This is a genomic window from Rhizobium sp. CAU 1783 (assembly GCF_054551725.1).
Window position 1 is genome coordinate 164,478 of sequence record NZ_JBTOLM010000002.1, and the last position, 26,994, is coordinate 191,471.

Genomic DNA, 26,994 nt, shown 5'->3' on the forward strand with positions numbered 1-26,994 from the left:
GTTTCCTAGATGAAGTCGTCCGCAGCGGCTTTCGGCTGCAGTTGGTTCAGTCGAGCGTAAATGCCGTCCTGACGCTGTGCAAGGCTGTCATGCGTGCCTTCCTCGGCAATCGCGCCCGCCTGCATCACGATGATCTTGTTGGCCTTAATGATGGTCGAGAGGCGATGCGCGATGACCACGACGGTGCGTCCGGTCATGGCCGTGTCGAGCGCCTTCTGCACCGCAGCCTCCGATTCCGTGTCGAGGGCGGATGTCGCCTCGTCGAGCAGCAGGATCGGAGCGTTTCTAACCAGTGCGCGGGCGATCGACAGGCGCTGCCGCTGCCCGCCCGAAAGTGTCACGCCGTTCTCGCCGACCGGCGTGTCGTAGCCGAGAGGCTGGCCCTTGATGAAATCGTGTGCATAGGCGAGCCTTGCGGCCTCTTCGATCTCGGCATCGGTCGCTTCCGGCCGGCCGTAGCGGATGTTGTCGCGGATCGTGCCTTCGAAGAGGTAAGGCTGTTGCGAGACATAGGCGATGTGCTTGCGCAGCGAGGACTTCGTGACGTCGGCGATGTTCTGTCCGTCGATCAGGATCTCGCCGGCGCTGGGATCGTAGAAACGCGGGATGAGCGTGATGACCGTCGACTTGCCGGCGCCCGACGGCCCCACCAGCGCGGTCGTCTTGCCGCCCTCAGCCACGAAGTCGATGCCCTTGAGCACGGCTTCGCCGTTCGCGTAGGCGAAGGAAACGCCGCGAAACTCGATCCTTGCCTCGCTGACGACGAGGTCGGTCGCTCCGGGCTTTTCGCGCTGATGCGGCTGCATGTCGAGGATCTCGTAGATCATCCGCGCGTTGACGACGGCGCGTTCCATCTGCACCTGCAGCTTCGCAAGCCGTTTGGCCGGTTCATAGGCCATCAGCAGCGCGGTGACGAAAGAGAAGAATGCGCCCGGCAGCATGCCGCCATAGATCGACCGGAACGCGGCATAGGCGAGCACGCTGGAGATCGCGACGCCGGCAAAGGTCTCGGTGATCGGGGACGTCCGCTCGCTGAGCCTGGCAATCCGGTTCGAACGCTTCTCGGCCGCGTCGATCGTCGTGCCGATCTTGCTCTCGAGCGCGCTTTCCATCGTGAAGGCCTTGACGATCGCGATACCCTGAACTGTCTCCTGCATCGCCCCCAGCACATGGCTGTTGAAGATGATGGATTCCTTCGTCGCGCTGCGCAGCCGCTTGGAGATGTAGCGCAATGCATAGAGCAACGGTGGCGCCGCGACGAAGACGATCAGCGTCAGCATCGGGTCCTTGAAGATCATCACCCCGATCAGGGCGACGAGGCTCAGAAGGTCGCGTGCGGTCGAGGTAACGGTCAGGTTGAGGACGTCGCGGATGCCGTTGATGTTCTGACTGATCTGGGCCGCGAGGTGGGCCGAGCGCGACTCCGTGAAATAGCCGAGCGACAGCGTCATCAGATGCGAGAAGAGGCGGCGCTGGTAACGGGCAACGATGTTGTTGCCGATGTAGGAAAGCGTCACCGCCTGGCCATAGCCGGCAAAGCCGCGCAGCACGAAGGCGCCGAGGATCGATCCGCAGATCAGCCAGACGAGGTCCGCCCGCTTGTTGGCGAAGGCTTCGTTGACCACCGATTCCATGATCCATGCCGTGAAGGCAGTCGTCAGCGCCACCGTTGCAAGGCAGATGATGGCAAAGATGTAGCCCCGCACATGTTCGCGGCCGTTTTCCGCGATGATGCGCTTGAGGATCGCTGTCACGCTTGTGGAGCTGACCGGTTCGTGGTGTGTCCTGCTGGCGTTCAAATAAGGGCGTTCCCCGTGGAAATGGGCCGCGGCAGGTCCCTTTGGGCCGCGCTGGCCGCTCTATAGCCAGTCGGAACCCTTTTGGCCATAGTCATTCCGTTGCAGCCGGATCGCCAACTAGCCCCGCCAGCGCCGCCCCTCGACCGCCAGGCCGAAATTGCTCGGCGTCCGGGCGAAGGCGGCAAGGCCCGAAAGGGCGGCGAGCGGATGCGTCACGACGAAGGTCGGGATCGACCGCATCAGGGCGGAATGCGGCGCTTTGTCTTCGAAGGCGAGCCGGAATTCCGGACGCTTCAGCGCCGGGATGATCTTCTGCGAGATGCCGCCTGACAGGAAGACCCCGCCACGCGCCATGAAGATCAAGGCAAGGTCACCGGCGAGGCGCCCCAGATAGGTGACGAACAGGCTGATGGTTTCCTCCGCCTGGGGATCGACACCCGAAAGGGCCGTGGCGGTGATGTCCGCCGGATTGGTGAACTTCGGCTCGACGCCGTCGGCGATGCAGACGGCCGTGTAAATGTTGACAATGCCGCGCCCGCAGAGCAGCTGCTCGGCCGAAATCCGTCCCTCGATCGGCGTCAGATGCGGGAAGATCGCGAAATCGCGGGCGCTGCGCGGGCCGATGTCCACATGGCCGCCTTCGCCAGGAACCGGGAACCAGGTATGCTGGGCATGGACGAGGCCGGCGACGCCGAGGCCGGTTCCCGGGCCGAGCACCACGCGCGAGGCAATAGGGCTCATCGGATTGTCGCCGATTGTCTCCCGGTTTTCCTCCGAAAGCGAAGCCACCGCCAGCGCCTGGGCCTCGAAATCGTTGACCACCATGACCTCGCCGAAGCCGAGATCGGAGATCATCGCCTTCGGCCGAACCACCCAGTCGCAATTGGTGAGCGGTATCTCGTCACCCTTGATCGGTCCGGCAATCGCGAGAATGGCCGAACGCGGTTGCACGGACGTCTTGTCCAGCACTGTAGCCTGGATCGCCTCGTCAATCGTGGCGAAATCCGCCGTGTGCACGATGGGAAACTGCTTCGGCTCGGCATAGGCGTCGATCAGGATGGAAAAGCGCGCATTCGTTCCCCCGATGTCACCGATCAGGATGGGAAACGTCAGCTGGTCGTTGTCGATGGGCTTGGGCATGTCCGGTTCCGTTTCGGGCTGCGACTGTCGGAGGGCTCCTCAGTGCGCGTGCATGGTCATCAGGATTTCGGCGGTGGCGCGGTTGAGCGCCATCGGAATGTCGTAGACGGTTGCGAGCCGCATCAACGCCTTTACATCGACATCATGAGGCATGGATGTCAAAGGATCGACGAGGAAGATCAGCATGTCCACTTCGCCCGTGGCAATCAATGCGCCGATCTGCTGGTCACCGCCGAGGGGGCCGCTTTTGAGCCGCGTCACCTCGAGCTCCGGGCAGGCGGCCTTGATCCTTCCGCCCGTGGTGCCGGTCGCGACGATGCGCCAGTCGGCAAGGGTCGACTGATGACGGGCGGCGAAATCCGCCATGTCGTCCTTCTTCTGGTCATGGGCAATCAAGGCGATGCAGCGGGACGATGTCATGGGTGCCTGCCGGTTTAAATCGATTTGATTGCCTTCTAGCTCAGGACGGTTCGCTTGAAAAGCCCGCCATCGGCGCCGGCTCGGGTCAGTAGCCGGCGGGACGCGGAAGCGGGATCGGCACGATGTCCGGCAGCTCCAGCGGCATCTGCGCCGAGATCGCGGGAACCGCGTCGTTCTGGGTTGCCGGTGCGGCGGCAAGCGCCGACACGAGCCCCGCATCTCCGCCGTAGGTGGCGGCCAATTCGCTGTCGGCGGCTGGTCCCTTCAGTACGGCCGCGCAGGCTTTTGGAAGGTCCGTGAGTTGCATCGGCCGCGGGGGCTTCGGCGGCGGCGCGTTCGGATCCTTCTTCGGCTTTGCCCAGGGTTCGTCGGTGAACCACCATGCCAGCGACTTGTCGCAACCGTCTCCTGCAGGAACGGCAGCCTGAGGTTGGCACCCCTTGGCGCCCTGGGGACACTTGATGCGGATATGGAAATGGGCGTCGTGCCCGTAGATGGGCCTAACCTTCCCGAGTGCCGAGCGGTCGCCGGTCCAGGTGTCGCAGAGCTTCTTCTTGATCGCCGGATTGACGAAGATGCGCTCGACCTGCGGATAGCTCGCCGCCAGCATGATCAGCCTGGCATGGGCCGGCTTCCAGACCCGGTCATCGACGGTGAGGAACTTGTTTTCCCTGAGCATGCTCGTGAAGGGCAGGTCTTCGCGCTGCTTGGCCGACAAGCGCTGGTTGGGCATCGGTGTGAGCCAGATGTCCGCGTCGAGGCCGATCTGGTGCGAGGCGTGCCCGGACAGCATCGGCCCGCCGCGAGGCTGCGACACGTCACCGATCAGGATGCCCGGCCATCCGACGCTCGGCGCATCCTTTGAAAATCGTTCAATCAGCGAGATCATTTGGGGATGACCCCAGCGACGGTTGCGCGAAAGGCGCATGGCCTGCCAGTTGGGTCCGTCGACTGGAATGGCGACCGCACCGGAGATGCAGCCCTTCGCATAGGACCCGTAGGGGGCGGGGGCCGCGCGCACGGGCAGTTTCATGCCGCCGAACAGTTCCTTCGCGGGCCGGCTTTCGGCCAGCGCGCCGTCGGCAACCGCGCCGATCAGGCCCGCCGCCACTGCAAGGCCCTTTGCCAGGCCTCTCCATCGTCCATGCGTCATCGTCATCCAGTCTTCCACCGCGAATAGGATCGCCCGCCTGTCCGCGGGTGATTTGCCAGAAAGATAGCCTGCAACGGGATTTTGGTGAATCCGTGTTTTCCGCGATTGCGCATCGCGGCCGTGGTGGACGTCTGTTTTTTGCCGCGGTTTGGCTTATTGTTCTTTCAATCCAGTAATTTTGTGGGGTGATTTGCATGGGATTGTCTAGGGCGCAGGCGGGTTTGTTCCTGGCGTTTTTCCTGATCATTTCCGGTCATGCGCCTGCCGCGCTTTCGGCAGACGAACCGCTGCGTCACGGAGTGTCACTGTCGGGTGAAGTGAAGTACCCCGCCGGCTTCGGCCATTTCGACTACGTGAACCCGGCCGCGCCCAAGGGTGGAGAGCTGAAGCTCGCCGCGACCGGCACCTTCGATACCTTCAATCCGACCCTCGAAAAGGGAGAGGCGGCGCCCGGGCTGAACCTGGTGTTCGACACGCTGATGAAGGATGCAGACGACGAGATCTCGACCTCCTACGGTCTGCTCGCCGAGGGTGTCTCCTATCCCGAGGACGTCTCGTCAGCGACCTTCCGGCTGCGGGTCGAGGCCAAGTGGGCGGACGGCAAACCCGTCTCCCCGGAAGACGTAATCTTCAGCTTCGAGAAGTCGAAGGAACTCAATCCGCTTTACATGAGCTACTACAGGCATGTCGTTGCGGTCGAAAAGACCGGCGAACGCGACGTGACCTTCCGTTTCGACGAAAAGAACAATCACGAACTGCCGATGATCCTCGGCCAGTTCCAGATCCTGCCGAAACATTGGTGGGAGGCGAACGGCGCCGACGGCAAGCCGCGCGACATCAACCGGACCACGCTGGAACCGGTCATGGGGTCCGGCCCCTATCGCATTGCCGAGTTCAAGGCCGGCGCGACGGTTCGCTACGAGTTGCGCGATGACTATTGGGGCAAGGACCTCAATGTGAACGTCGGGCAGAACAACTTCCGCTCGGTTGGCTACACCATGTTCGGCGATCTCGACGTCCAGTTCGAGGCCTTCCGGTCCGGCAATTTCGACTATTGGATGGAGACCAAGGCTGCGCGCTGGGCGACGGCCTATGATTTTCCGGCAGTGAAGGATGGCCGGGTCAAACGCGAGGAACTGCCCAATCCCTTCCGCGCCACGGGTGTGATGCAGGCGCTCGTGCCCAACATGCGGCGCGAACAGTTCAAGGACCAGCGGGTCCGCGAGGCGCTGAACTACGTCTTCGATTTCGAGGAAATGAACCGCACGGTCTTCCATGGCGCCTATAAGCGTGTCGACAGCTTCTTCTTCGGCACCGAGCTTGCGTCGAAGGGCCTGCCGGAGGGGCGCGAGCTGGAAATCCTGAACGAGATCAAGGACAAGGTTCCGGCCGAAGTTTTTGCGACGCCATACGCCAACCCCGTCGGCGGAAACCCGCAGGCCCAGCGGGAAAACCTTCGCAAGGCGGTCGGCCTGCTGAAGGAGGCCGGCTACGAGATCAGGGGAGGCAGGATGGTCAACGCCAAGACCGGGGCGCCCCTCAGTTTCGAGATCCTGCTGTCCAATCCGATGCTTGAGGTCGTTGCCGTTCCTTATGGTGAAGCGCTGCGCAAGATTGGCATCGAGGCCCGTGTCCGGACCGTCGACGATTCCCAATATGCCAACCGTACCCGCAGTTTCGACTACGACATGACCTGGATCGTGTGGGCCCAGACACTCAACCCCGGAAACGAGCAGCGCGACTTTTGGGGCTCGACCTCCCTCGATCGACCCGGCTCGCGCAACTATGCCGGCATCGCCGATCCCGGCGTCGACGCCCTGATCGACAAGGTGATCTTTGCGAAGGGGCGTGACGAACTGGTCGCCGCGACGAAGGCGTTGGACCGGGTCCTGTTGGCCCACGATTATGTCGTCCCGCTCTATTATGGCAGCACGGCGCGCATCGCCTATTGGGACAAGTTCGAACACCCGGCGGAATTGCCGACCTACGCGATCGGCTTCCCGACGGTGTGGTGGTCGAAAGCGGCCGCGAAATGAGCCACGGGCTTTGCGCCCGGGCATCAAACGGATAGGAATGGGAGAGGCGAATCGGCGCCGCCGGAAGGAAATTGCGGATTGAGTGACGGAAACGGCATGACGAAGCTTCGGCATGGCATGAACCCGGCGGGAGCGGCGGACTGATGGGTGCTTATATCCTGAGGCGCCTTCTTCTGATGATCCCGACCATCGTCGGCATCATGGGCATTTCCTTCCTGGTGATCCAGTTTGCCCCCGGCGGCCCGGTCGAGCAGGTGATCGCCCAGTTGACCGGTCAGGGCGACGGGGCCGACCAGCGCCTGTCCGGCGGCGGCGACATGCTGAACCAGCAGTTCGCAGCCGACGATATGAACGCCAAGTATCGCGGCGCTCAGGGGCTTGATCCGGAGCTCATTGCCAAGCTGGAAAAACAATTCGGCTTCGACAAGCCGCCGCTCTCCCGTTTCCTCGACATGATGTGGAACTACATCCGCTTCGATTTCGGCGAGAGCTTCTTCCGCAATACCAGCGTGATCGACTTGATCGTCGAGAAGATGCCGGTGTCGATCTCGCTCGGGGTCTGGATCCTGATCTTTTCCTACGCAATCTCGATCCCGCTCGGCATCAAGAAGGCCGTCGAGGACGGATCGCCCTTCGATGTCTGGACGTCGGGCGTCATCGTCATCGGCTATGCCGTGCCGAGCTTCCTGTTCGGCATCCTGCTGATCGTGCTCTTCGCCGGCGGGTCCTTCTTCGATTGGTTCCCCTTGCGCGGCCTCGTCTCCGATAATTTTGCCGAGCTCTCCTGGTGGGAGAAGATCATCGACTACTTCTGGCACCTGACCCTGCCGCTGATCGCGCTGTCGCTCTCCGCTTTCGCCACCACGACCTTGCTGACCAAGAATTCCTTCATCGACGAGATCAAGAAGCAGTATGTGGTGACCGCACGCGCCAAGGGGCTTGGCGAGCGCCAGGTGCTCTATGGCCACGTCTTCCGCAACGCGATGCTGATCGTCATCGCCGGAATTCCCGGTGCCTTCATCTCCGCCTTCTTCACTGGCTCGCTCTTGATCGAGAACATCTTCTCGCTGGATGGCCTCGGTCGCCTCGGCTATCTCGCGGTCGTCAATCGCGACTACCCGATCGTCTTTGCCACCCTCTACATCTTCTCGCTGATGGGGCTCGTCGTCGGCCTGGTCTCCGACCTGATCTACACCTGGATCGATCCGCGCATCGACTTCGAGCGGAGGGACGTCTGATATGAGCGTGGTCGATGCTGCGCCCGCCGAAACTCCGGCAATCCGCAAACCGTGGCTGTCGCCGACGAACCGGCGGCGGCTGGAAAACTTCAAGGCCAACAGGCGTGGCTACTGGTCGTTCTGGCTCTTCCTGGTGCTGTTTGTCCTCTCGCTGTTTGCCGAGTTCATCGCGAACGACCGGCCGCTGGTCGCCTCCTACAAGGGGGAGATCCTCTTTCCCGTGGTGGTCGACTATCCGGAAGAGAAGTTCGGCGGATTTCTCGCCGTCACGGACTATCGCTCGCCCTTCATCGCCGACGAGATCAACGCCAATGGCTGGATGATCTGGCCGCCGATCCGGTATTCATACCGCACGGTGAACTCGGAAATCCCGCATTCGGCGCCGACCGCGCCCTTCTGGCTGATGGGCAAGGAGGAGCGTTGCGCCGCCTATCCGCTGAAGGCGGACGATCCGGGATGCATCCTCGGCAATCTCAACTGGCTCGGCACCGATGACCAGGCCCGCGATGTCGCCGCGCGCATGATCTACGGTTTCCGCATCTCGGTTCTCTTCGGCCTCGTGCTGACCATTGCCTCGGCCGTCGTCGGAGTGACCGCCGGCGCCATCCAGGGCTATTTCGGCGGCTGGACCGATCTGCTGATGCAGCGCTTCATCGAGATCTGGTCCTCCATGCCGGTTCTCTACATCCTGCTCATCATCGCCGCGATCCTGCCGCCCGGCTTCTTCGTGCTGCTCGGCATCATGCTGCTCTTCTCCTGGGTGAGCTTCGTCGGCATCGTGCGTGCCGAATTCCTGCGTGCCCGCAATTTCGAATATGTCAACGCCGCCCGTGCCTTAGGCGTCGGCAGCTGGACGATCATGTTCCGCCACCTGCTGCCGAATGCCATGGTCGCCACGCTGACCTTCCTGCCCTTCATCCTGTCGGGCTCGATCACCACGTTGACCTCGCTCGATTTCCTCGGCTTCGGCATGCCCCCCGGCTCGCCGTCCCTCGGCGAGTTGATCGCCCAGGGCAAGCGCAACCTCCAGGCCCCCTGGCTCGGCCTGACCGCGTTCTTCACCATGTCGATCATGCTGTCGCTGCTGATTTTCGTCGGCGAGGCGGTGCGCGACGCCTTCGATCCGCGGAAGACCTTCCGATGAGCACACCTCTTCTCTCCGTCCGGGATCTTTCGGTTGCCTTCCACCAAGGTGGCAAGGAGACACTCGCCGTCGATCACATCTCTTTCGACATCGCACCTGGCGAAGTCGTCGCGCTGGTCGGCGAATCCGGTTCCGGCAAATCGGTCTCGGCCTCCTCGATCCTCAAGCTGCTGCCCTATCCGTCGGCGAGCCATCCCTCGGGCCAGATACTGTTCGAGGGGCGCGACCTGATGACGGCGTCCGAGCGTGAGCTGCGTGCAGTTCGCGGCAACGACATCACCATGATCTTCCAGGAGCCGATGACCTCGCTCAATCCGCTCCATACGATCGAGAAGCAGATCGGCGAGATCCTCGCCCTGCATCAGGTCGTCAGCGGCGAGGCGGCCCGCGAGCGCACGCTCGAACTGTTGCGCCAGGTCGGCATCCGCGATCCGGAAAAGCGCCTGACGGCCTATCCGCACGAGCTGTCCGGCGGCCAGCGCCAGCGCGTGATGATTGCCATGGCGCTTGCCAACCGCCCGAAGCTGCTCGTCGCCGACGAGCCGACGACCGCGCTCGACGTCACCGTTCAGGCGCAGATCCTCGACCTGTTGCGCCAGCTGAAGGCGGAGCACGGCATGTCGATGCTGTTCATCACCCACGACCTCGGCATCGTGCGAAAATTCGCCGACCGGGTCTGCGTGATGACCAAGGGCAAGATCGTCGAAAGCGGACCGGTGGAAACGATCTTTACCGATCCGCAGCACGACTACACGAAGAAGTTGCTTGCCTCGGAGCCGCGCGGCGAGCCGCCGGCGCTCGACCCGGCGAAGCCGATCGTCATGCAGGGCGACGACATTCGCGTCTGGTTTCCGATCAAGGCCGGCTTCCTGCGCCGGGTGGTCGATCACGTAAAGGCGGTCGACGGCGTCGACATGGTGCTGCGTGCCGGTCAGACGCTCGGCGTCGTCGGCGAGTCGGGTTCCGGCAAGACCACGCTCGGCCTCGCGCTTGCCCGCCTCATTTCGTCGAGGGGCCGGATCAGCTTCATCGGGCAGGACATCGACAAGTATTCCTTCGCCGAGATGCGTCCATTGCGCGATCGGCTGCAGATCGTCTTCCAGGATCCCTTCGGTTCACTGAGCCCGCGCATGTCGGTGGGCGAGATCATCGCCGAAGGCCTCAAGGTGCATGAACGGGCGCTGTCTGCCGACGAGCGCGATGCCCGCGTCTGCTGGGCGCTCGACGAAGTGGGGCTCGACACGGCGACCCGCTGGCGTTACCCGCACGAATTCTCCGGCGGTCAGCGCCAGCGCATCGCGATTGCCCGCGCCATGGTCCTGAAGCCCCGTTTCGTCATGCTCGACGAGCCGACCTCGGCGCTCGACATGACGGTTCAGGCGCAGGTCGTCGACCTGCTGCGCGACCTGCAGAAGAAACATGATCTGGCCTATCTCTTCATCAGCCACGACCTCCGGGTGGTCAAGGCGCTCGCCAACGAGGTGATCGTCATGCGCGCCGGCAAGGTGGTCGAGCAGGGTCCGGCTGCCGACATCTTCCACGCGCCCAGGGCCGACTATACCCGCGCCCTGATGGCAGCAGCCTTCAACCTCGAAGCCGTCGAGATCGGCGGCGTCAGCCAGTAATGGATCTTGAGCCATGTCCGACCACAATGCCGTCGTCATCGACCTGAAGTTCGCGCGCCCGAGCGTCGTCGCGGCCCTGAAGGGTGCCTTTGCAGGCCGCACCGTCGTCGACATGGCCGAGCCGGAGAATGCGGGAAGGGATCTGTCCGGTGTCTCCTATGCTGTCGTATGGAAACCTGATCCAGCGCTCTTCGAGCGTGCGAAGGATCTCAAGGTGATCTTCTCCGGTGGTGCCGGCGTCGATCACATCCTGTCCGCCTATGAATTGCCTGACCTGCCCGTCGTGCGCTTCGTCGACCGCAGTCTGACCGATCGCATGAGCGAGTGGGTGGTGCTCCAGTGCCTGACCCATCTGCGCTGGGCGCTGCCCTATGCGCGCCAGCAGCGCGAGCGCATCTGGGACGAGTTCTCGCCCCAGCCGGAGGCGCGCGACGTCACCGTCGGCGTGATGGGGCTCGGTGTGCTCGGGCAGGACGCCGTCGCCAAGCTGAAGGTGATGGGCTTTGATGTGGTCGGCTGGTCGCGCCGCAAGAAGGAGATCGCCGGCATTGAGACGTTTGATGCCGCCGGCCTCGATGATTTTCTCGCCCGGACCGACATTCTGGTCGGCTTGTTGCCCCTGACCGATGAAACGCGCGGCATCTTCGACGCACGTCTCTTTGCCCGGCTTCGCCAGGGCGGTGCCCTGGGCAAACCGGTCTTCATCAACGCCGGCCGCGGTGGTAGCCAGGTCGAGACGGATATCGTCGCGGCGATCGAAGGCGGCGTGCTGGGGGCGGCGTCGCTCGACGTGTTCGAAAAGGAGCCGCTCGATGTGGGAAGCTCGCTCTGGGCACTCGAAAACGTGATCATCACGCCGCATGCCGCGGCCGCTTCCGATGTCGCGGCGCTTTTCCGCCATGTCGAAGCTCAGATGGCGCGGCTCGAGTCCGGAAAGCCACTGGAGCATGTCGTCGATCGGGCCGCCGGTTACTGAGCATCTGAGCGCGCTCTTCATCGGAACCTTCCGCCTTCCCTTCCGTTGACCCGCAGATGCGGCTCCGACGAGCTGCCGCGGAAAATAGGGAGAAGCCCGATGAACAGCCGATTTGACCTGCCGGATGCCACGGACCGTCGTACCCGTGGCCTGCATCCCGAACCGATGACCCCGATCGAGGCCCGCCAGGGTTTTCGCGGGCGTCCCGTCCTGCTCGTGTTGTTGGTCGGCATCCTTCTGGCCCTGATCGCCTGGATTCCGGCCGAGTGGTGGGGCAATGCGATTGCCCCGGACAATCCGTCCAACCAGCCGGTCGAAAACGTGGCGCCGTCTCCGGCGGAGAACTCCAACGTCCAGCGCTGACCTCCGGCTTTGGATCTTGGCCAGCTATGGACTTTGGAATGTGAATTCCGGATAAGTGACAGCTTGAAACGGCCGGGGGGATTCCCGGCCATTTGAGCGGCATCAAGAATAGGCCGCGACTTGCAGGGCAGTCACTTCGATGACCAAGACCGACATCGCGACGAGAGTCTTCAACCACAGCTGGAAGCTCGATCCGATCATTCGCAGCCTGATCGATACCGACTTCTACAAGCTGCTGATGCTGCAGATGATCTGGAAACTCTACCCGGACGTCGACGCGACCTTCACGCTGATCAACCGCACGAAGACGGTGCGCCTTGCCGAGGAGATCGACGAGGCGGAGCTTCGCGACCAGCTCGATTTCGCCCGCACCCTGCGCCTGACCAAGAAGGAGGCGATCTGGCTCGCTGGTAACACCTTCTACGGCACCAAGCAGATCTTCGAACCGGAATTTCTTGCCTGGCTCGCCAATTTTCAGCTGCCCGAATACGAGCTGTCGAAAAAGGACGGTCAGTTCAGTCTCCATTTTTACGGCAAGTGGATGGAGACAACGATGTGGGAAATCCCGGCTTTGGCGATCATCAACGAGATGCGGTCGCGCGCCGTATCCCGCTCGCTCGGCCTCTTCACGCTCGACGTGCTATATGCCCGTGCCAAGGCCAAGATGTGGGCCAAGGTTGAACGCCTGCGTGAACTCCCCGGCTTGCGAATTTCAGACTTCGGCACCCGCCGCCGCCACAGCTTTCTCTGGCAGCGCTGGTGCGTGGAGGCATTGAAGGAAGGCATCGGACCCGCTTTCACCGGTACGAGCAACGTCCTCCTTGCCATGGATTCCGACCTCGAAGCCGTCGGAACCAATGCGCACGAGCTGCCGATGGTCACGGCGGCTCTTGCTCGCAACGACCAGGAGTTGGCCGAGGCCTCCTACAAGGTTCTGGCCGACTGGAAGCGTCTCTATGGCGGCAACCTGCTGATCGTGCTGCCGGATACCTTCGGCACGGCCGCCTTCCTGCGCAATGCGCCGGAATGGGTGGCCGACTGGACGGGTTTCCGCCCTGACAGCGCGCCGCCGATCGAGGGCGGCGAGAAGATCATCGCCTGGTGGGAAAAGATGGGTCGCGATCCGAGGCAGAAGCTGCTGATCTTCTCCGACGGGCTCGATGTCGATGCCATTATCGACACCTACCGCCATTTCGAGGGTCGGGTGCGCATGAGCTTCGGCTGGGGCACCAACCTCACCAATGATTTCGCCGGTTGCGCCCCGCGCGAGATCGAAGGTTTGAAGCCGATTTCACTGGTCTGCAAGGTCAGCGAAGCGAACGGCCGGCCGGCGGTGAAGCTCTCGGACAACCCCAAGAAGGCCACCGGCGATCCGTCCGAGGTCGAGCGCTATATGAAATTCTTCGGCACCGAGGATCGCGTCGAACAGGCCGTGTTCGTCTGAGTGCCGCGCCCTTCGCAAGCGTCCCTTGCGATCCGCGTGGCGCTCTGTAAGCTGTTCGTCAGATAGCTGTCGATCGGCCCGGGGAGGGGCCGTGCGGCAGTCAATATGCACCGGGGAGGAACGACATCATGGACATGAGTGGCAGCGAGCGGATCGAAGCGCCGGTCGAGACTGTGTGGCAGGCATTGAACGACCCGGAGATCCTCAGACAGGCGATACCCGGCTGCGAGAGCCTGGATAAGACCTCGGACACGAACATGACCGCGAAGGTCGTCTTGAAGATCGGTCCGATCAAGGCGAAGTTCGAGGGCGCCGTCGAGCTGCAGAACCTCAATCCGCCGCATTCCTACACGATTGCCGGTGAAGGCAAGGGCGGTCTCGCCGGTTTTGCCAAGGGCGGCGCGGACGTCTCGCTTGCCGCCGACGGGGCGAATGCGACGATCCTGACCTATACGGTGAAAGCCGAGGTCGGCGGCAAGATCGCCCAACTCGGCTCGCGACTGATCGACTCGACCTCGAAGAAACTCGCGGGTGAGTTCTTCTCGAAGTTCGGCGAAATCGTCGCCGGTGGGGCCGGTGAGGATGCCGCCGCCTCTTGATGCTTGAGGGGTTTTGGCCCCTTGTCTTTTTTATGACAGCCCGGCGCAAGCCAAGGCGCGTCTAACTGCCCCGGAAGACGCAAGCCGAATCGGCACCATGAGGGGACTGATACGATGACCAATGAACCGGATCACTTTTTCGAGCAGCAGGATGCAGCGATCAAGCATCTGATCGTCGAGAACAAGGGCGACGAGCTCACCGACATTTTGGTGGCGGCGCTGAGTGACGTCCTTGATCTTCTGCGCGACGAAACGGTCGACACCATTCATTGAGCTCCGTATCGGCGCCGAGCCGGCTCAACGGTCCTCGATCTTGATCTGAGCCCGGCCACTGGTGATGTCGGTCACCAGCCGCTCCATGCCGGCGGCCGATGCCTCCGGCAGCGCCACCGTCAGGATTGCACCGCTATCCGTGAAGTCCTCGTTCCTGACCAGAAGATCGGGAATGGCGCCGAGCCTTGCCTTCACCAAGGCGAGGTCGGAAAAGCCTGCCGTGATCCGCGCATCGATACGGGCAATCACCTCGATCTTTTCGGCGGCCCGGAGGCACGCCGCGGCGGTTCCGCCATAGGCGCGCATCAGCCCGCCGCTCCCGAGCAATATGCCGCCGAACCAGCGCGTGACCACGACCGCCACATTGTCGAGACCCTGTCCGTCGATGGCCTGCAGGATCGGCTTGCCCGCCGTGCCACTGGGTTCTCCGTCGTCGCTGAAGCGATAGGCCTGGCCGACGCGAAAGGCCCAGCAATTGTGGTTGGCGGCCGGATCGCCGGCGGCGGCAATGAAAGCCTTGGCGACGTCCTCGTTTTCCACCGGCGCGACATGCGCGGTGAACCGGCTCTTCTTGATGTCCTGACTGAAGCTTTCCGTGCGGGCGAGGGTGAACATGCGCAACTCTCCTGGCAATCCTCATAGCGCCTCGTTCGCCGCCTCGCCAGCAGGCTTCGCTCGATTTTCAGTTCATGCACAAATGTCCGGTAAAATGGAAAGTCATTCCGCTTACGCATGAACTCATTGATAAACGTCAGCATCTATTGCAGTGCAAAAAGGTTATCCGTCCGGTCATCGAATTCTCCACCTGCCGTTCTTAGGGATGCCTGTGATGACCAAGACCACCTTTGTCTCGAGCGACGAAATCCGCTCGATGTTTTCCGCCGCCATGTCCGCCATGTACCGCGCCGAGGTTCCTGCCTATGGCACGCTGATGGATCTGGTCGCCCGCGTGAACCAGGAAACGCTCGATGCCGACCCGCAGCTGCGCGAGCGCCTCGAAGACACCGACAGTCTCGATCGCATCTCGGAAGAGCGTCACGGCGCCATCCGCCTCGGTACGCCCGCAGAACTCGCCATGATGCGCCGCGTCTTCGCGGTGATGGGCATGTTCCCGGTTGGCTATTACGATCTTTCGACGGCGGGTGTTCCTGTCCATTCGACCGCCTTCCGCCCGGTCGGCGACGCGAGCCTCAAGAAGAACCCCTTCCGCGTCTTCACCTCGCTGCTGCGTCTTGACCTGATCGCCGATCAGAGCCTTCGTGCTGAGGCGGAAGCCACGCTTTCGACCCGCCGGATCTTCACCGAGGGCGCCGTCGAGCTGACCGAAAAGGCCGAGCAGCAGGGTGGTCTCGATCGCGCAGATGCGGCGCGCTTCGTGTCCGAAGCGCTCGAAACCTTCCGCTGGCACGACAAGGCGCGCGTCAGCGCGGACATGTATGCGCGGCTTCATGCCGCTCACCGCCTGATCGCCGATGTCGTCTCGTTCAAGGGGCCGCACATCAACCACCTGACGCCGCGCACGCTCGACATCGATCTCGTCCAGGCCCGCATGCCGGAATACGGCATTGCGCCGAAGGCCGTAGTCGAGGGGCCGCCGACCCGCAAATGCGCAATCCTGCTGCGCCAGACCTCGTTCAAGGCTCTCAACGAACCGGTCCTGTTCGAAGGCGAGGGCGGCGAGTGGAAGGAAGGCTCGCACACCGCCCGCTTTGGCGAGATCGAGCAGCGCGGCATTGCGCTCACCCCGAAGGGCCGTGCGCTCTACGACGACCTCTTGAACGCATCCCGCAAGATTGTGCGCCCGGCTGCCGACGGTTCGAATGCCGTCGAATACGAAAAGGCGCTCGCCGAAGCCTTTGTGCCGTTCCCCGATACCTGGGAAGCGATCCGCGCCGAAGGGCTCGGTTACTTCGCCTATTCGCTCACCGCGAAGGGCCGCAAGTCGAAGGCCGATCCGCAGGCCAGCCTCGATGACCTGATCGCCGACGGCCTCGTCCAGTTCGATCCGATCGTCTACGAAGACTTCCTGCCGGTCAGCGCCGCAGGCATCTTCCAGTCCAATCTCGGCGATGACGCAACGCAGGAATTCGTCGCCAGCCCGAACCAGCAGCGTTTCGAGCTTGACCTTGGTGCCAAGGTGCTGAACGAATTCGAACACTATGCCGGCATTGAGCAGGCATCGATCGCCGATTGCCGCCAGATGCTCTCGGCCGTCCAGGCAGCGGAGTGAAGCAGACGAAATGATCGACCAGGAGCACATTCTGGCGCTGGTGGACATGCTCGGCGACAAGGGTGTCGTTCGGGATGCCGGTGCCATGGTGGCCTATCAGACGGGAGCCCGCTACGACGAAGGTCTGGCGGGCCTCGTGCTGAGGCCGGCAACGACGGCAGAGGTCTCCGCAGCAGTCGCCTATTGTGTCCGCAACGGACTGGCCCTCATCCCGCAATCGGGCAATACCGGCCTCGTTTCCGGTTCGACGCCGGACGGATCCGGAAGTGAAGTGGTCCTCAGCCTCGATCGTCTGACCCAGCGCTTCGAACTCGACCTCGACAATCGCTCGCTCGCGGTCGACGCGGGTTTTCGCCTGTCCGAGGTCAACCAGCGCCTCGAAGGCCACGGACTATTTTTCCCGATCGATCTCGGCGCCGACCCGCGTCTCGGCGGCATGCTGTCGACCAACACCGGCGGTTCGCGTTTCCTGAAATACGGCGACGTCCGGCGCAACACGCTCGGCATCAAGGTCGTTCTGGCGGACGAGGCGGGGACCGTCCTCGACCTCGATTGCGATCTCCGCAAGAACAACACCGGCGTCGACTGGAAACAGATCTTCATCGGCACGGCCGGTTCGTTCGGCATCATCACCGAATGCGTGCTGAACCTCGAGGCGCTGCCGAAGCAGGTAGCGACCGCCTATCTCGTGCCGGCAAGCGGTGCCCATGTCATGCCGCTGCTGCGGGCGATGGAGGAGCGCCTCGGCGCCTACCTCTCGGCCTTTGAGGGCATGTCGAGGAACGCCGTGGCCGCTGCGCTCGATCACGTCCCGTCGCTGCGCAATCCGTTCCAGGGCGGTGTCGTCCCGGACTATGTAATCCTCTGCGAGATTTCCCGCACCTGGGAACCCCGCGAGGGCGAGCAGACCCTGGACGCGGTCCTTGAAACCGTTCTCGCCGAAATCTGGGAAAGCGCGGAGGCGCCGCTCGGCGATGCCTTCGTCGGTCCGGCCCATGAGATGTGGGCACTGCGCCACGCATTGTCGGAGGGCGTCAAGCATTCCGGCAAGCTGATCGCCTTCGACCTGTCCTTCCGCCGCGGCGACATCATGGCCTTCTGCGACCGCATGAAGGCGGAGATGCCCTCGGTGTTCCCCGAGGTGACGATCTGCGATTTCGGCCATGTCGGCGACGGCGGCGTGCACTTCAATCTCGTCGTGCCCAAGGACTCATCCGCCGCAAGCGACAAGGCTTTTGAAAAGCGGCTGCGCGACTGGGTCTTCGAGATTGCCGTCCGCGATTTCGGTGGCAGCTTCAGCGCCGAACACGCGATCGGCCGCAAGAACCAGAACTATTACGACCTCTACACGGACGCCAAGATCAAGGCGCTCGCGGCGGGGCTGAAGGCGATCACCTCGCCGGCGGCTCTCGGCGCTGTTCGTTTTGGCTAGGGCAATGCGAGGAAAGGCCTGAAGCGGTTTTCGGACCGCAATTGCCTGCGAGCAGGACGGTAGAGGCGAGCCGCTCTCCATCGGGGAGCGAGGACGAGAACAAAGGAGAGGATGGTCATGAACATCAATAGCAAGACTGAAGAGGCCGCATTCCGGCCTTCCGCGCGGATCTCCTCGATCGGCGTTTCGGAAATCCTGAAGATCGGCGCCAAGGCTCAAGCCCTGAAGCGCGAAGGCCGGCCGGTCATCATCCTCGGTGCCGGCGAGCCGGATTTCGATACGCCGGAGCATATCAAGGAAGCCGCCTGGAAGGCCATGCAGGCCGGCCAGACGAAGTACACCGCGTTGGACGGGACGCCGGAATTGAAGGCCGCCATCCGTGACAAGTTCAAGCGCGAGAACGCGGTCGACTATGCCCTCGACGAGATCACGGTTGCCACTGGCGCCAAGCAGATCCTGTTCAATGCGATGATGGCGACGCTCGGCCCCGGCGACGAGGTCATCATCCCGACGCCCTACTGGACCTCGTATTCCGACATCGTCCAGATCGCCGAGGCGACACCGGTGCTGATCGCCTGCAGCGCGGAAGCCGGCTTCCGCCTGAAGGCCGAGCAGCTCGAGGCGGCGATCACCCCGAACACGCGCTGGGTCATTCTCAACTCGCCGTCCAATCCCTCAGGCGCCGGCTATCGTGCCGAGGACTATCGCCCGCTGCTCGACGTGCTGCTGCGCCATCCGCAGGTCTGGCTCCTGGTCGACGACATGTACGAGCACATCGTCTATGACGGCTTCGAATTCGTCACGCCCGCTGCTCTCGAGCCGCGGCTGAAGGATCGCATCCTGACTGTCAACGGCGTCTCCAAGGCCTATGCGATGACCGGTTGGCGCATCGGCTATGCCGGCGGTCCGCGCGATCTCATCAAGGCCATGGCCGTGGTGCAGAGCCAGGCGACGTCCTGCCCGTCCTCGATCAGCCAGGCGGCCTCCGTCGCTGCGCTCAATGGTCCGCAGGACTTCCTCGCCGAGCGCAAGGCGAGCTTCAAGTATCGTCGGGACCTGGTGGTGGCCGGCCTGAACGCGATCGACGGTCTGGACTGCCGGGTCCCGGAAGGCGCCTTCTACACCTTCTCCGGCTGCGCGGGCGTACTCGGCAAGACGACCCCTTCGGGCAAGGTCCTCGAAACCGATGCGGACTTCTGCGCCTACCTGCTCGAGGACGCGAATGTCGCCGTCGTCCCCGGCTCCGCCTTCGGCCTCTCGCCCTTCTTCCGCATCTCCTATGCGAGTGCTGAAGCGGAACTCCGGGAAGCGCTTTCCCGCATCGCGGACGCTTGCGCCAGGCTCAAGTGACATCTGCCTTCCGGCCCCATGCCTAGGGCCGGGTTAGGAGGTGGATCCTCCTCTTGCACCCGCCACGCCGGCAGCGCCCTGCCGACGTGGCGCCTCCGTCTTCATCAATTGTCGAAGAAGAAGACGATCCGGCTTGCACGGCCTTCCTGCAGGCGATGAAGGTCGTCGAAGAAGTCGGGACCCAGGAATTCCCGATAGGTTGTCGGCATTCCTGAAGCGTCCGTCTGGGCGATCTGGTCATAGTCGAAGGACGAGAGTTCCTCGACCAGAAGCCAGGATGCCGAATGCGCGTCGGCTGTCCATTCGTCGTAATAGGCCTGCGCATCGGCGCTCGCATCGCCGGGCCATCCGCGCGGCATCGCGATCGGCTTTATGTTTGCGTCGTTGCGAACATCGGCAAGGAAGCTGAAGACTGCATAGGGACCGGCGCCGAAGGGTTCGCCGAGCCCCCCGCCGAACCCCAGGTCGACAGTTCGTACATAACCTTGCGCTCGTTTGATCTCGGCCACGCAGTGAATGTCACATCCCATCACAAATCTCCCGCTGCAAGGTCTTCGAGTTCTGGCACGGACGTGCTGACGATCGCTAGGCCTAGTACTGATCGTGAATGATACAGTTGTTCGATCGTGAGGTATTGGATAAATACATAGCCGAAGAGGCCTTATCGGAGTAAGCGACGCGTGAAAGCAAGATGTCTATTCGTTGCCGTCGCTGCTTTCCTCGTGCCGCTCTTCACCCAAGCGGAAGACAGGTCCCGGATTTTCACAGATCTCTTCGGCAAGATCTTTACGGACTGCTGGTGGTGCACGACGGCCGCATGCGCCGGCTGGGCGAAGCCGCTCGCGCCGTTCAAGATCGCGTTGACGCGCGCTGATCCGGATCAGGTGGAAGAACGAATGACGACGTTTTGGCTTGTCACGGGCAGTCGGATTCAGCGTGCCCGCCCGATCAGCGAAAAGGAGGCATCGAAGGTGGCATTGGAACCTACCCGGGAAGGCGATCACGTGCAGGAGCAGGCAAGCCTGACCTACACGGTCGCGAGCAGGATGTACCGGGTTCCAATCGCCAGCAGCCGTGAACGCCGGCCCATATTGGACGCGGGCGATCGCCTGGGATGGAGTTGAATTTGAAGCTGCAGAAGAAAATTGGAGCGGCAGCGAGGCTGCTGAAGTCGCGAGGCCTGGCGATTGCCGCAATCTTCGTTCTATTTAGCGGACTTGTCGGTTTCCTCGTCGAGAACATGCGTGACGGAATTCAGCCGACCGATGGTGCCGGTGCTGCGAAGCTCGCGGTCCATAGTTTCATCCAGACATTGAAGCTCTTTTCCCTCGATCTGTCGTCGCGGCCGCTTGCCGAAAACTGGTTCCTGGTCGTCGCCCGTTTTGTCGGAGCAACGGTTGCCGTGGTCGCCGTCTGGCGGACGATCGCTTCGCTTTTCGGCCGCGAGTTTGCGGTCTGGCGTGCCTCGTTCTTGTCCGGCCACACCGCGGTTCTGGGTCATGGTCAGCGCAATGCGCATTTCGCCCGTTCGGCTCGCACCGCCGAGGATCGCAGCGCCAGCATCATCCTGGACCACGACCGCAGCGCGATGGCCCATATGGCGACGGCGCAACGGGCCGTTCTGCTGGAAGCGGACCTCAATCACTCCGAGGCAATCGCGCCAGCCCGCGTGGAAAAGGCAAGGCTCGTCCTGATCGGCTCCGGGTCGGACGAGCGAAATCTTGCCTTGGCTCAGGCCGTCTTGCGCCGCCGTGCCGCCGCGGAGGCGCGCGACGGCCGCATCGTGTTGACGATCGACGATCCGGCCATGGCCGAGACCCTGGCACGTCAACCGGCGATCGCGCAGCCCGGCCGCGGCGACGAACTGGCAATCTTCAACGCGGATGCGCTGGCGGCACGCCTCCTGCTGGCACGAACGCCATTTTCGGACCTGGCCCTCACGACCGGCCAGTCGCATGTTCATCTCCTGTTTGCGGGATTCTCGTCGGCAGCACTGGAAGTACTGCTGCACTACCTTCGTCTCTCGCCCTGTGCCGGTCTCGGTCCGAGCCGTATAAGCGTGTTGACCGGAAATGCCGAGGCCGCCCGGGAGACCATACTGGCCCGCGTTCCGAACCTCGCCTTCGCACTCGAGGATGGCCTTGCGGCCCCCGATCCCGCGGAAGATGTGCCACTCGCATGGGCGACCCGGCTCCGCATCGTCGAGGCCGATCCCTCCGTGCTGTCCTGGGATGCCGCGCTGCTGGGCCGTCTGGCGGAATGGGGACCGTTCACGGCGACGATCTTTGCCTCGCAGAATGTGTTGAATGACGCGCGTCTGGCGCTTGCCCTGAATACCCCGGGAAATAGGGGAGCGGGCCTCGCGGTGCCCTTCTTCGTTCGCATGGACAAACGCTCGAGCCTCGAAACCCTGTTTCGCCGCCTGCCGGGCCGGATGGGGAAAGATGGCTCTGCCTGTGCCCGGCTATTAGAGGCAGCAACGCCCGGTGAAGCGATCGAGCCCTTTGGCCTGTTCGAGGATATCTGCAATCTGGACGCCATCTTCGGCGCTCGGGAGGCTCTGGCGCGACGGCTTCACGAGACCTATCGCCTGAAGAGTTTCGGAGAAGGGGCGTCGGCTGATCTTCCCGCGCTCGCGCCTTGGGAGCGGCTTGCCGAAACCTGGCGCATCGCCAGCCGCCGCTCGGCTGACTATCTGCCGGTCAAACGTCTGAGCGCCGGTCTGGCGGCGTGGCGTGACGTGACGGACGGACCCGCCCTGCCGCCGGAAATAGTGGAAGACCCCGGGCGGCTGGAGGCGCTGGCTCGCCTCGAACATGATTCCTGGCGCATCGACCGGGAACTGAACGGATGGCGTTTCGCAGAGCGCCGCGACGACGATCGGCTGCTCCATCCGCATCTGGTGGGCTACGATGCATTGCCGGACGACGTGAAGGACTATGACCGTGAGATGGTGCGTGCCCTGACCCGTCGCTGAGGGTCAGGGTTTCGGTTCGGCGGCAATCATTGCATCAATCTCGCCGATCCAACCCTTCTTGTCTTCCGCGAGCAATCCGCTTTGCTGAAGCTCTGCGAGAACTGCGCGGGCGTCTGTGAGTGCGTCAAGGCGCAGGACCCCGGTCGTAGCCTCCGCGTGATTGTAAAGGGCTCTGACCAGTTCGAGTCTGGGTCCGGCTTCGCCCGGATCGCTGTGTTCGCTTAAGATCCGGGCGTGGCCGACGGCATCGGCGAAATACGCGGCCGCCGCCGTCTTGTCGCCTTTCTGCGTGGCCGCTGCGCCGGCATAGAGATCGCTGACCAGAATGTCGCGTCGGTAGATGTCGTTTTCGGGGGCGGCGGCGCTCAGCGTCGCGGCGATCTCTCGGCCGGAAACAAAAAGCGTCAGCGCGTCGGCGAAACGACCCTGTGCAAGCAGGTGTTCGGCCAGCTTGTCTCCGCGCTGGGCCGAAAGCCGCTGCACCTCCGCATCAGACGGCATCAGTGCCGCGCGCTTCTGCGCTGCCGCGAGGCTTTGCCGCAACAGGCGCTCCCGTTCGGCGGAATCATCGGTTGCCTCGGCCAGTTGCCCCGAGACCTCGGCCATGTCCAACAGGCGATCCGGATTGTCAGGCTTCAGGGACAGCACTTTCTCGATGATCTCGCGCCGCAAGGTCAGCGCGGTGGGCTTCGCCTCGGGATCCTCTCCGGCAAGCATGACGAACTCCTTCGACGCTTCGAGGGCGAGATCCCAATTGGCGGCGTCGGCCGGATTGCGAGTGAGCATGTCGAAGCTCAGTTGGGTGGCCTCCTGTAGGTTGGCGAGGGCGGCCGGATGCCGGCCGGCCGCCTCTTCGGCCTTGTATTGAAGCGCCAGACCACGAACCAGATCACTCTGCCGGTCAGGATCTGCGGGTGTTTCCGAAAGCAGCTGGCGGGAGATGGAAACGCTTTCCGACGCGTAGGTTGCGGCTGCTTGCGGAGCGTTGGAAAGACGTTCTGCTTCCCCCAGCTTGTCGAGGATCACGGTCAGGTCGCGCCGGTCGCCGCTATTCCCGCTTGCGGCAATTGATCGCGCAAGGGATAGCGCCTCCTCCAAGAATTGCACGGCGTCCTTCGGCTGTCCGAGCGCGATCTTCGCATCGCCGGCCTTAACCAGGCGGGTGAGCAGGCGGATGCGATAGTCCGGCGTGTCCGGCGAAGCTGCGGTTAACGAACGCGCCGACTGGATGGCGGCGATGTGATGGCGAAGCGCCTCCTGCGGGTTGGCTTGCCGCTCTGCCAGGTTGCCGAGGCGCATCTCGACCGTGTTCAGCGTTTCCAGCATCCGGATATTGTGCGGGTCGCTTTCGAGAAGCGCCTTCCGGATGGCAAGCGCCTCCTCGAGCAGTTCTTTGGCCTCTGCGGTCTGGCCGGCCTCCAGCGTTACGTCCGCAAGCCGCATCGTGCCGATGGCCAGTTGATTGCGATAATCGAGATTGGCGGGATCGGTTGCGCTCAACGCGCGCGCCATGCTGACAATTTCCTCATAGGCGCGCCTGGCCTCGTCGAGCCGTTTGTCGAACAGGGCGTAGTTGCCCTGGCGCTCCAGCGCGTTGGCCAGGTGCTCCTGCCATGTCGCATTGCCCGGATCCGATGCGATCATCTGGCGGGCGAGACGCAGTGCTTCTTCGATGATCGCCGCGGCATCGGCGCGACGATCCGCATCGGCCAGGGCGTCGGCCTCCATATTGAGCGCCGAAAACAATGTGCTGGCATAATCGGCATTGCCGGGGTCGGACTGGGTGAGCTGACGCGAAAGCTGCAAGGCTTCCTCGATCCGCGCGCGCGCCGCGTCTGAATCGCCAAGGCCATTTTCGATCTCGGCGATCGTTTGCAGAGAAGAGGCGATGTCCCGGTTCCATCGGTCGTCGGGATAGGATGCCGCAAGCTTCCGCCTGATGGCCAGCGCTTCCTCGGCGGCTGCCAGCGCGCCCTTGAAGTCGCCGCTACCGGTCTTCAGGCGGGTGAAGCGGTCGATGCTGATCGCCAGATCCGGCCCGGCGACCGCCTCATCCAGTACGCTCATAAGGGCTCGCGACGCAGCGATGCTGCGCTCGTAGAGCGCTTCGGCGCCCGCGCGGTCGCCCTGCTTCAGCACCAGATCGCCGAGACGCTCCAGGTTGACCGAAAGATTGCGCTGCCAGGTGGCGTCCGCCGGATTGCTCGCCGTTGCGCTCTCCGCAAGGCCGAGTGCTTCACGATAGAGTGCTTCGGCGGTCTCGCCGTTGCCGCCGGCAGCCTGGGAATCGCCGTTGACGACCAGCATGCGCCAGCGCGTGACGGCAAACCGATCGGATGCGCCCGCTTGTGCTTCGAGCGCATCGACGGTCTCCTGCACGCGACCAAGAATCCGGAGGCGGTTTTCGATCGTCATTCCGGTCACGTTGCGCAGTCCGTCCGCGATGTCGCTGACCACCCCGTCGAGCGTCGAGACTGCAAGGCCAAAATTTCTCTCGGACTGCTGATAGGAGACGAAGGCCGCGACGGACAGGCCGGCGAAGCCTGCAACGGCGGTCATGAGGCCGATAGCCCCGAGCCGCGCGCGCAGGCGCGAGCGCCCGATCAGCGACGTGGCGGCAGGAGAAAGTTCGTCGCCATATTCCCGTTTCAGCCGCACCGTCTCCGCGAGCAGCACGGGATCGCGTATGACGCCGGAAAAGCGGCCGCCATTCCGGAGGAAGCGCGCCAATGCCTCGTTGAGTTCGGTGTTCACGCGAAAGAAAAAGGCATTGTCCTCGACGGCCTTTGCGGCCTCGGGCCATATCGTGAGAAGGCGCTGATGCGAAAGCCGAAACGCCGGCTGGCCCGTCTTCGTACGGCATTCGACGATGAGACGGGCCGCAGTCAGCGCGCCGGCAAGTTCGGCGAGCGGAGGATCGTTCGAGATCAGGATCGCCGGCGCCTCGGTCAGGCTGAATGCCGTTTCTCCGTCGCTCGTGCCAGGCGAACGCTGGACGAGAAGCCGCAACAGTTTTGGAAGCTTCGATCGCGCAGCGGCGTCCAGGCCGGCAAGCGCCTGGTCCGCGACGGCCGCGACCGCGCCTGCGATGCCGTTCATCGCCTCGTAGGACGCAATCGTCAGGGTCGTGTGGCCGCCTATTTCGCGTCGATCGACGAACAACCGTTCGAGTGCAAACTGCAGCAGGGGAAGCATGTCCGGTCGATCGAAATCGGCAAGCAGCTTTTCGTCCAGGCGTTGACCGGTTGCCGGATCCTGCTCGAACACCAGTCCTGCCGCAGCCGCGGGCCGGCGCACGATTTCCGCGAGTTCCGCAGTGCCGGGGCTGGCAAGCTCGAGCATTGCGCCCTGCTGTCGGAGTGCAGAAAGCGTCGCATCGTTCAGTACCTGTTCGTAGAGACCCGCCCGAAGGCTGGCGGCGACCGCAACCCGGCCACCTGTGGCCAACACCCGCAGGAGCTCGGTGAAACGGTCGCGATCGGCGTCGCTGACCGCACCGGAAAACAGATCGTCGAGTTGGTCGACCACCAGCAGCAGGCGGATCCGGGCGGGCCGGGTGAAATCATTCCGCGCCGAGAGCTGCCGTTCCGCGGCATCGAGCGCAGCCTCGATCGCGCTGGCCGCCGCCAGGCCTCCGGCTGCCAGAAGCGCCGTCAGTGACTGCGGATTGGCAAAGGCGCCAACGGCGAGCTCGGGCAGGGCGCGGGGCTGGTCGGCAGTACTGACCGTTCCTGCATCCTGTTCGCCTCTGTTGCCGGAGAGCGCCAGCGCCAAGGCCTCGAAAGGCGATGCGCCTTCGGATGGCTTCATGACGGCGACCCGCCATTCGTCGGCGTTGCCTATGTCAGCTTGCAGAATGGTCGGAACGAGACCCGCCCTCAGCAGCGACGACTTGCCCGAACCGCTGGGACCGAGAACCAGGAGGAAGGCTGGCCGGCTATCGTCTGCGTCGCACAGCGAGGCGATCATCGACAACGCTCTTTCCGTCTCCCTGCTTCGGCCGAAGAAGACATCGCGATGTGCAAAGTCAAAGACGTCAAGACCGCGAAACGGCGACCCCTTCACTGCGATCGGCCAGGTGATCCGCTCGTCGCCGCGCACATGGTCGGCCACCCATTTCTCGAGCAGCGCCTCGATGCGGGCTTCGAACGCATCGGTGGAGGAATAGGTGTCTATGGCAAAGCGGAATTCGCCGGTCTCCGTGAAGAAGTAGCGCCGGACGAAGGTCTCGAGCCGGTGCCATTGTTCGGTCACCTGTTCGGCATCGCGCGCACCCAGACTGATGCGGGGCGGTTCCGCATCGCGGAGCACATAGACATCCGGGCTCTCCTCCCGAGACATAAGGCGCGCTGCGATCGAAGATAGAATTTCGTAAGCCGTACCCGACGGATAGCGTTCGCCGTTGAACGGCGGCATCTCCGGCATGCGGGGGAAGTCCTCCGGAAGCGGAGAGCCCAGACGGTGCTTCAGCACGCCGATCACGATATCGCAGTCCCGCGCCTCGCGGATCTGCGTCTGGAAGGTTTGGTGTGCCTTGTAGAAGTCGTCCTCCCAGCGAACGATCTCGAAACGCAGGATCGACTGATATCGATTGTTCAGTCGCGCCGCGGCACGGGAAACCCGATTGCGCTCGTGCATGGCATCGGAAGGGGAGGAGATGAAGACACGGATCGTGCGCATGTAGTAGCGGCCGGACTTTCGATGCGGGGCGGATGTAAAGGTGGAGCAGGAGGAAAGAATAGAGACAAAAATATACCGCTGACAACTTGTTGATGCGAAAATACTGTGATTGATA

Annotated in this window: 21 protein-coding genes; 14 read left to right on the forward strand and 7 right to left on the reverse strand. The window is 63.2% G+C overall.

Annotated features, from left to right (window positions below; all coding sequences use genetic code 11):
* Nucleotides 1-5: 5 nt before the first annotated feature.
* The 4 genes from ACX93L_RS07535 to mepA all read right to left on the reverse strand — a co-directional run bounded on the left by ACX93L_RS07535 (nucleotide 6) and on the right by mepA (nucleotide 4,518).
* A complete protein-coding gene (locus ACX93L_RS07535; RefSeq protein ID WP_459404285.1) occupies nucleotides 6-1,799 on the reverse strand; it encodes an ABC transporter ATP-binding protein in 1,794 nt (597 codons plus the stop codon).
* A 117-nt stretch (nucleotides 1,800-1,916) separates the two neighbouring features.
* Nucleotides 1,917-2,939, reverse strand: a complete 1,023-nt coding sequence (locus tag ACX93L_RS07540) for a glucokinase (RefSeq protein ID WP_459404286.1) — start codon at nucleotides 2,937-2,939, stop codon at nucleotides 1,917-1,919.
* Between the two features lie 39 nt (nucleotides 2,940-2,978).
* Nucleotides 2,979-3,359 carry a methylglyoxal synthase gene (locus ACX93L_RS07545; RefSeq protein ID WP_459404287.1) on the reverse strand — a complete coding sequence of 127 codons (381 nt, stop codon included), beginning with the start codon at nucleotides 3,357-3,359 and terminating at the stop codon, nucleotides 2,979-2,981.
* An 85-nt stretch (nucleotides 3,360-3,444) separates the two neighbouring features.
* A complete protein-coding gene (mepA, locus tag ACX93L_RS07550) occupies nucleotides 3,445-4,518 on the reverse strand; it encodes a penicillin-insensitive murein endopeptidase (RefSeq protein WP_459404288.1) in 1,074 nt (357 codons plus the stop codon).
* A gap of 188 nt (nucleotides 4,519-4,706) precedes the next feature.
* Here mepA and ACX93L_RS07555 point away from each other — a divergent pair, with 188 nt between their 5' ends.
* The 9 genes from ACX93L_RS07555 to ACX93L_RS07595 all read left to right on the forward strand — a co-directional run bounded on the left by ACX93L_RS07555 (nucleotide 4,707) and on the right by ACX93L_RS07595 (nucleotide 14,210).
* On the forward strand, nucleotides 4,707-6,548 hold the full coding sequence (locus ACX93L_RS07555; protein ID WP_459404289.1) for an extracellular solute-binding protein: 1,842 nt from the start codon (nucleotides 4,707-4,709) through the stop codon (nucleotides 6,546-6,548).
* A gap of 143 nt (nucleotides 6,549-6,691) precedes the next feature.
* On the forward strand, nucleotides 6,692-7,786 hold the full coding sequence (locus ACX93L_RS07560; protein ID WP_459404290.1) for a microcin C ABC transporter permease YejB: 1,095 nt from the start codon (nucleotides 6,692-6,694) through the stop codon (nucleotides 7,784-7,786).
* Between the two features lies 1 nt (nucleotide 7,787).
* Nucleotides 7,788-8,930, forward strand: coding sequence for an ABC transporter permease (locus ACX93L_RS07565; protein WP_459404291.1), 1,143 nt, complete (start codon nucleotides 7,788-7,790; stop codon nucleotides 8,928-8,930).
* Complete coding sequence (locus ACX93L_RS07570) at nucleotides 8,927-10,555, forward strand: ABC transporter ATP-binding protein (RefSeq protein WP_459404292.1); 1,629 nt, start codon at nucleotides 8,927-8,929, stop codon at nucleotides 10,553-10,555. The genes ACX93L_RS07565 and ACX93L_RS07570 overlap by 4 nt, the downstream gene beginning before the upstream one ends.
* A 13-nt stretch (nucleotides 10,556-10,568) precedes the next feature.
* Complete coding sequence (locus ACX93L_RS07575; RefSeq protein ID WP_459404293.1) at nucleotides 10,569-11,531, forward strand: 2-hydroxyacid dehydrogenase; 963 nt, start codon at nucleotides 10,569-10,571, stop codon at nucleotides 11,529-11,531.
* Between the two features lie 99 nt (nucleotides 11,532-11,630).
* The gene (locus ACX93L_RS07580) at nucleotides 11,631-11,894 is read left to right on the forward strand and encodes a hypothetical protein (protein ID WP_459404294.1); all 264 of its coding nucleotides are present in this window, start codon (nucleotides 11,631-11,633) and stop codon (nucleotides 11,892-11,894) included.
* Between the two features lie 139 nt (nucleotides 11,895-12,033).
* Complete coding sequence (pncB, locus tag ACX93L_RS07585) at nucleotides 12,034-13,338, forward strand: nicotinate phosphoribosyltransferase (protein WP_459404295.1); 1,305 nt, start codon at nucleotides 12,034-12,036, stop codon at nucleotides 13,336-13,338.
* A gap of 128 nt (nucleotides 13,339-13,466) precedes the next feature.
* Entirely contained in the window at nucleotides 13,467-13,937 is a 471-nt protein-coding gene (locus tag ACX93L_RS07590) for an SRPBCC family protein (RefSeq protein ID WP_459404296.1), read from the forward strand.
* A gap of 114 nt (nucleotides 13,938-14,051) precedes the next feature.
* Nucleotides 14,052-14,210, forward strand: coding sequence for a hypothetical protein (locus tag ACX93L_RS07595; RefSeq protein ID WP_169592155.1), 159 nt, complete (start codon nucleotides 14,052-14,054; stop codon nucleotides 14,208-14,210).
* Between the two features lie 24 nt (nucleotides 14,211-14,234).
* On the opposite strand, the gene ACX93L_RS07600 is transcribed toward ACX93L_RS07595, so the two are convergent.
* On the reverse strand, nucleotides 14,235-14,825 hold the full coding sequence (locus ACX93L_RS07600; protein ID WP_459404297.1) for an IMPACT family protein: 591 nt from the start codon (nucleotides 14,823-14,825) through the stop codon (nucleotides 14,235-14,237).
* Nucleotides 14,826-15,039: 214 nt separating this feature from the next.
* Between ACX93L_RS07600 and hglS the strand changes: the two genes are divergently transcribed.
* From hglS to ACX93L_RS07615, 3 genes are all read left to right on the forward strand, one after another.
* Complete coding sequence (gene hglS, locus ACX93L_RS07605) at nucleotides 15,040-16,440, forward strand: 2-oxoadipate dioxygenase/decarboxylase HglS (protein ID WP_459404298.1); 1,401 nt, start codon at nucleotides 15,040-15,042, stop codon at nucleotides 16,438-16,440.
* Nucleotides 16,441-16,450: 10 nt separating this feature from the next.
* Nucleotides 16,451-17,872, forward strand: coding sequence for an FAD-binding oxidoreductase (locus ACX93L_RS07610; RefSeq protein WP_459404299.1), 1,422 nt, complete (start codon nucleotides 16,451-16,453; stop codon nucleotides 17,870-17,872).
* A gap of 117 nt (nucleotides 17,873-17,989) precedes the next feature.
* Nucleotides 17,990-19,222 carry a pyridoxal phosphate-dependent aminotransferase gene (locus ACX93L_RS07615; RefSeq protein ID WP_459404300.1) on the forward strand — a complete coding sequence of 411 codons (1,233 nt, stop codon included), beginning with the start codon at nucleotides 17,990-17,992 and terminating at the stop codon, nucleotides 19,220-19,222.
* A 104-nt stretch (nucleotides 19,223-19,326) separates the two neighbouring features.
* Here ACX93L_RS07615 and ACX93L_RS07620 read toward each other — a convergent pair whose 3' ends face one another.
* On the reverse strand, nucleotides 19,327-19,752 hold the full coding sequence (locus ACX93L_RS07620; protein WP_459404301.1) for a hypothetical protein: 426 nt from the start codon (nucleotides 19,750-19,752) through the stop codon (nucleotides 19,327-19,329).
* 150 nt (nucleotides 19,753-19,902) lie between these two features.
* Here ACX93L_RS07620 and ACX93L_RS07625 point away from each other — a divergent pair, with 150 nt between their 5' ends.
* On the forward strand, nucleotides 19,903-20,346 hold the full coding sequence (locus tag ACX93L_RS07625) for a hypothetical protein (protein ID WP_459404302.1): 444 nt from the start codon (nucleotides 19,903-19,905) through the stop codon (nucleotides 20,344-20,346).
* Between the two features lie 2 nt (nucleotides 20,347-20,348).
* Complete coding sequence (locus tag ACX93L_RS07630; RefSeq protein WP_459404303.1) at nucleotides 20,349-22,199, forward strand: RyR domain-containing protein; 1,851 nt, start codon at nucleotides 20,349-20,351, stop codon at nucleotides 22,197-22,199.
* A 3-nt stretch (nucleotides 22,200-22,202) separates the two neighbouring features.
* On the opposite strand, the gene ACX93L_RS07635 is transcribed toward ACX93L_RS07630, so the two are convergent.
* Nucleotides 22,203-26,879: an nSTAND1 domain-containing NTPase gene (locus ACX93L_RS07635; protein ID WP_459404304.1), complete on the reverse strand. Its 4,677-nt coding sequence runs from the start codon at nucleotides 26,877-26,879 to the stop codon at nucleotides 22,203-22,205.
* Nucleotides 26,880-26,994: the final 115 nt, after the last annotated feature.